We start from the raw sequence: 5,152 nt of genomic DNA on the forward strand, positions 1-5,152 counted from the left end.
GCTTGTAAATGATGGCCTAAGGGTATTGTGGAATCCTGACCAGGAGGCAGTTGAGAAATGTGTTGACCTGGGTAAGGAATTTGCAAAAAGCCTTTAATACTAGTTTTTAAAAAAGGGCCTTGTCTATTACGACAGCAATAGCAATGGGTATTATTGATAGAACTAAACCTGCTATTGCCATGCCTCTGCCTGAACTCTTCAGTGACAATATACCTAAAATTAGGCCTACAACTGCGCATGGGAGACTAAGATACCATAAACAAAATAATTCAACACTTAAAATGCCGAGAACTAAAGATGCAACTGCCATACCCTTTCTATCAGGTACCGCTGGTCCTTGATTTAATTCGGGACTTTGATAGTTATTGTCCACTCCACCGTCAAAATTGTTATTATCCATGATTAGCCCCCTCAAAGTTATTAAATAATACTATTTTTCAACAATATACCATATTAAAATATGTCGAACAACACAATATATACAGATATACCAAAAATTTATACAAAAATATTGCGTACTGCTGCATATACAAGAACTATAGCAGCCAGGACCCCTAGCATCCACCTTTTAGGTATAAATATCCTAGTCCTAAGACCTATAAACGTTTATTCGGAAGCATAATCAAGTATATGATTTGCCCTAGGCCAGTAATAGCAAGTAAAAGTGGTAATTTTTTTTGTCAAATTTATGCTTAATATAGTGGACTTATGTAGTAATATATTGTAAATATTATCATATTTAAGTCTGTAGGGGGTATCAAAATGTTTTTGGCTAAAAACTACTCGAAGAAAACTGGCAGAACATATCTGCAAATAGTTCATAGTTATCGTGATAAAGAAGGAAAGACTAAACGAAAGGTTGAAAAGTCCTTAGGTTATCTTGATGTACTTGAGAAAGAATATGACGATCCAATTGCACACTTTGAGCAAATTGCTAAACAGATGGAACAGAAGCGTTTAGAAGAAAAGGACGTATACATAAGATTGAATGCCGACGACAGGGTGGATAGAAATTCACAGAACCGAAAAAACTTTGGACATGTTGTCTTCAACAAGATTTATCATGAATTAGAACTGGATAGATTTTTCAATAACAAGCGAAGGCATGAGAATTTCAAATTCAATACTAACAGCATAATCAAAGTTTTAATCTTTGCTAGACTAATCTATCCTTGTTCTAAAAGGACAACTGTTAAAATCAATGACCTATTCTTTGATAAGGCTGATTTTACATTGGATGACGTATACCATAGCTTGAAGCATTTTAATAAGGTTGAAAAGGATGCCCAACAATTTATCCACGAACGAATTGTAAAGCAATATGGCAGAAAAACAGATCTTCTATACTATGACGTAACTAACTATTACTTTGAAATAGACAAGCAGGACAATCTTAGGAAAAGAGGGCCAAGTAAAGAGCATAGGCCCAATCCAATTGTTCAAATGGGGTTAGCATTAGATAGGCAAGGAATACCACTCTCCTACCAGCTTTTTGAAGGAAATACCCATGATTCACAAACAATGATGCCTGTATTAAAAACAATAAAGAAACAATTCAAAACAGATCGTATAATAGTGGTGGCTGACAAGGGATTAAATAGTGGCGACAATATAGCATTTAATTCCGCTCTTGGCGACGGATATGTATACAGTCAAACCATAAGAGGAGCGAGCAACGAATTCAAACAATTCGTTCTTGATAATGAGGGCTATCGTGGAAATAAGGATTTTAAAATAAAGTCTCGAGTCATTCCAACGACAATTAACGTCACTGTAGGCAAATATAGGAGTGGCAAACCTAGAAAGAAAAAAATTCAGATAGATCAAAAGCAGGTTGTTTACTATAGTAGCAAATTTGCTAAACGTTCCAAAAATAAAAGAGAAGAGCTACTGGCTAAAGCTACAGATTTAATATCAAATCCTTCAAAGTATACCAAGGCTACTAGCTACGGTGCTGCATCTTATGTTGCAAATATAGAGTTCGATAAAGAAACTGGAGAAATACAGAAAACCGGCAAGATGCAATTTTTGAACCAAGAAAAAATAATGCAGGAAGAACAACTGGACGGTTATTATGCAATCGTTACAAGCGAACTTGATGAGCCAGATGAAGGTATTATAGAAATATACCAAGGACTTTGGAAAATCGAAGAGTCATTTAAAGTTACAAAAAGCACCTTAGATGCAAGGCCGGTATACCTTTCTAGGGAGGATCATATAAATGCACACTTCTTCATATGCTTCTTAGCCCTTGTAATAGCTAGAATCCTAGAAATCAGACTAGATAACAAGTACACCATTGAAAAAATACTTAAATCCTTGCGTTCAGTTTCTTGTAGTCATGTAGATGCTAATCACTATCTTTTTGACTATGTGGATGAGGTGACCGATGATATTAACGAAGTTTTCGGTCTAGATATCGGTAGGAAAGTTATGACTCTTGGAGAAATTAAAAAAGTTTTTGCAGATGTGAAAAAAAGTTGATTAATACCACAACTCCTGGCAGAAAAGCGACCCCTGTAACCCTTCATACAGGTTACTTACAGGGGTTTTTTATCAAATTTGCTTCCGAAAAGAAGATATATTTCTATGTCTATACTATATCCAAAAAAAGTGAGTATCCTCCTGTCTTTTGCCAATTCCCTTTACATGAAAAAACATGTAGTGTATAATTGTCCCAAAATAGGCTTTGGGATTGTTAATCTATAGCAGGGTCTATTGCATCGTTTTTCCAAGATATTAGCTGATTAGTATATCTTGAAGGCGCCAACGATATTGCTATTTGGTTGATATATGTTCTGGTTACAACGACATATATACTGTTGTAACCGGTCCTATAACGATTATTTTAGAAAGGAGTTTTCTTATGAATGGTACAATTGCATTTGACAACCTTACGTTTCAAGATTTGACACATGATGAAATGATGATTATTGAAGGAGGTGGCCCAGTGGCACTGTTCATGTCTTGCCTTGCTATCGCAGTTTCTCCTGTAATCATCTGCCTGTGTCCTCCAGCCGGTTTAGCTTTATTAGGTGCTGGAATAGTTACTTTTGGTAGTAACCTATAACCTCTTTAGAAGAAATATATCCAGAGTAGAAGCTCTATTTCACGAATCACTACTAATGTCATTTTATGAGAAGGTGAAATAATGTTTTTGGAATTAACTTATTCAGAACTAATGGCTATTGACGGCGGCATTGACTGGTGGATGGTGGTTGGTGGCAGCATAGCAATCGTTGGAGGCATAATCGTATGTGCAACTGGTGCTGGAGCTCTTGCTGGGGCTGTTACCATATATATCGGACTGATGACTGTCGTTCAATGCTTGGAAAGCTAAACCAATCTTCAGAGAGTCAGCTTGGTTTAGATATTCACCTTTTCATAAACCAAGCTGATTCTTTTAGAAGCCATCGAAAAGCAATTTTTATTAAAAACCGAAGGGACTGTATAAATATGGGTTTCTATGAGTATTCTAAAATAGCATTAACACAAGTATGCTTTATATTTTCTATATATTATCTGATTAAGAACATTATTAGTGTAAAAAAAATAAGAGCCAATATTATTATAGAAAAACTGGGTTTATTTTCTGTGTGTGCAGTAGTGTTGATTCTTATTGGACTTGAAATAGATTTTATTTTAACACTACTGAGACACAGATTCGCAGAAATCTTCAACTATTCTCAAATTGATTATAGTATTGCCCTTGTTTCTTTATGCTTATACTGGTTGTTATCTCAAACTATATATGCTTTTAATGAAAACACCATAATAGTAGGGAATCAGAAATGGGCTATGACAAAAACCAGTATTGCAAACTACAAGACTGGATTTGCAGGTAGAATAATTGTGGATGTAAAACACAGCGCAACAAAAAAAACACTTAAGTTAAGGCTATCGAAAGCTAATTTTGAAAAACTTCAAAGCATCTTAAATGATGCTAACACGTGAAGCTGCTAAGGGTTTACTCAGAAATGATTATACCAAATAATCATACTAGGAAATAAAAGATGATGCATCTCCACGATGGAGAGTGAATTGATTGATATCGTACAGTAGCTCCATTTTGCAGAGATATCAACCATAAGTCTTGATAAGGATTCCTGGAAGCTGCGTTATGAATCTTTGACAAGTCATTCGTCATTCATTAATGTGATTATATGGTATAATTTATGAAAGTATTTTTGATAATTACATTGATAGAGTCGAGAAAATCTTGGAGGTTACACAATGAATTGAAAAAACCCTCAACTCTTGCATTAGCAATAGCTTCCAAAGATAATTTACTCAACTTTCCCACCACTATTGTGGCAATGAACCTTGAAAAATGAATATAATCACGCAACCAACTGCAATCGATCTTTAAGATAGAAAGGCAGGGCATTGATTAATTGGTCAATAAATTGCTGCGCATGGGTATCTGTCAAGACCGGAGTTTGTCTGAGAATATCAATCATTGTGTCGATCAGCAGTTTAACTGCTTTTACATATTCGATATCTTTGACTTCGTCACAGAACCTAAAAAATATTTCACCCCATGTTCTGTCGTCATGTTCAAGACGTACCGACTCAGCAATCATCATGTAGCGTAAAAAGACAATAGATGTGCTAGCAATCTGTGCTTCATAAGATCGACCCTGAGATTCTTTGCCAAGTGCCAGATAAGACTTACACATTTTAAAGAAAACTTCAATGTCCCAGCGTTTACCATATATGCGTACTGCTTCTTCGCTACTGATTTCCATATCGGTACAAAGTATTGCCAGCCAAGCATCATCCTTGCGGTTAGTGTTTCTGACAAAGATAAGTTTTGCATTTACCCATTGATTGCATGGGCTATCCTTTTTAGTTCTGACGCTGACTCTAGCTGATCCAATCACCGAGTTGGAGGGATCTTTACACTTTTCTATCTGACTGTAAATATCTTTGATATTATGCCATTTACCATTGAAGCGGTAATGGATTTTCTAAGTAATTCGTACCATGCTGATAACTTCCCGAAATAAGGTTGAAAAGGATGCTCAACAATTTATCCACGAACGAATTGTAAAGCAATATGGCAGGAAAACAGATCTTCTATACTATGACGTAACTAACTATTACTTTGAAATAGACAAGCAGGACAATCTCAGGAAAAGAGGGCCAAGTA

Annotated in this window: 6 protein-coding genes; 4 read left to right on the forward strand and 2 right to left on the reverse strand. The window is 35.6% G+C overall.

Annotation, left to right across the window (positions count from 1 at the left end; all coding sequences use genetic code 11):
* Positions 1–106: 106 nt before the first annotated feature.
* Positions 107–400 carry a DUF4190 domain-containing protein gene (locus PHP06_10380; GenBank protein ID MDD3840947.1) on the reverse strand — a complete coding sequence of 98 codons (294 nt, stop codon included), beginning with the start codon at positions 398–400 and terminating at the stop codon, positions 107–109.
* Positions 401–762: 362 nt separating this feature from the next.
* Between PHP06_10380 and PHP06_10385 the strand changes: the two genes are divergently transcribed.
* The 4 genes from PHP06_10385 to PHP06_10400 all read left to right on the forward strand — a co-directional run bounded on the left by PHP06_10385 (position 763) and on the right by PHP06_10400 (position 3,954).
* Complete coding sequence (locus PHP06_10385) at positions 763–2,484, forward strand: IS1634 family transposase (protein ID MDD3840948.1); 1,722 nt, start codon at positions 763–765, stop codon at positions 2,482–2,484.
* 298 nt (positions 2,485–2,782) lie between these two features.
* Positions 2,783–3,070, forward strand: a complete 288-nt coding sequence (locus tag PHP06_10390; GenBank protein MDD3840949.1) for a hypothetical protein — start codon at positions 2,783–2,785, stop codon at positions 3,068–3,070.
* A gap of 81 nt (positions 3,071–3,151) precedes the next feature.
* Complete coding sequence (locus PHP06_10395) at positions 3,152–3,340, forward strand: class IIb bacteriocin, lactobin A/cerein 7B family (GenBank protein ID MDD3840950.1); 189 nt, start codon at positions 3,152–3,154, stop codon at positions 3,338–3,340.
* Positions 3,325–3,954 carry a hypothetical protein gene (locus PHP06_10400; protein ID MDD3840951.1) on the forward strand — a complete coding sequence of 210 codons (630 nt, stop codon included), beginning with the start codon at positions 3,325–3,327 and terminating at the stop codon, positions 3,952–3,954. The genes PHP06_10395 and PHP06_10400 overlap by 16 nt, the downstream gene beginning before the upstream one ends.
* 386 nt (positions 3,955–4,340) lie before the next feature.
* On the opposite strand, the gene PHP06_10405 is transcribed toward PHP06_10400, so the two are convergent.
* Entirely contained in the window at positions 4,341–4,883 is a 543-nt protein-coding gene (locus tag PHP06_10405; GenBank protein ID MDD3840952.1) for a hypothetical protein, read from the reverse strand.
* Between the last annotated feature and the right edge of the window lie 269 nt (positions 4,884–5,152).

This window comes from Clostridia bacterium, assembly GCA_028698525.1.
Lineage (GTDB): Bacteria > Bacillota > Clostridia > JAQVDB01 > JAQVDB01 > JAQVDB01.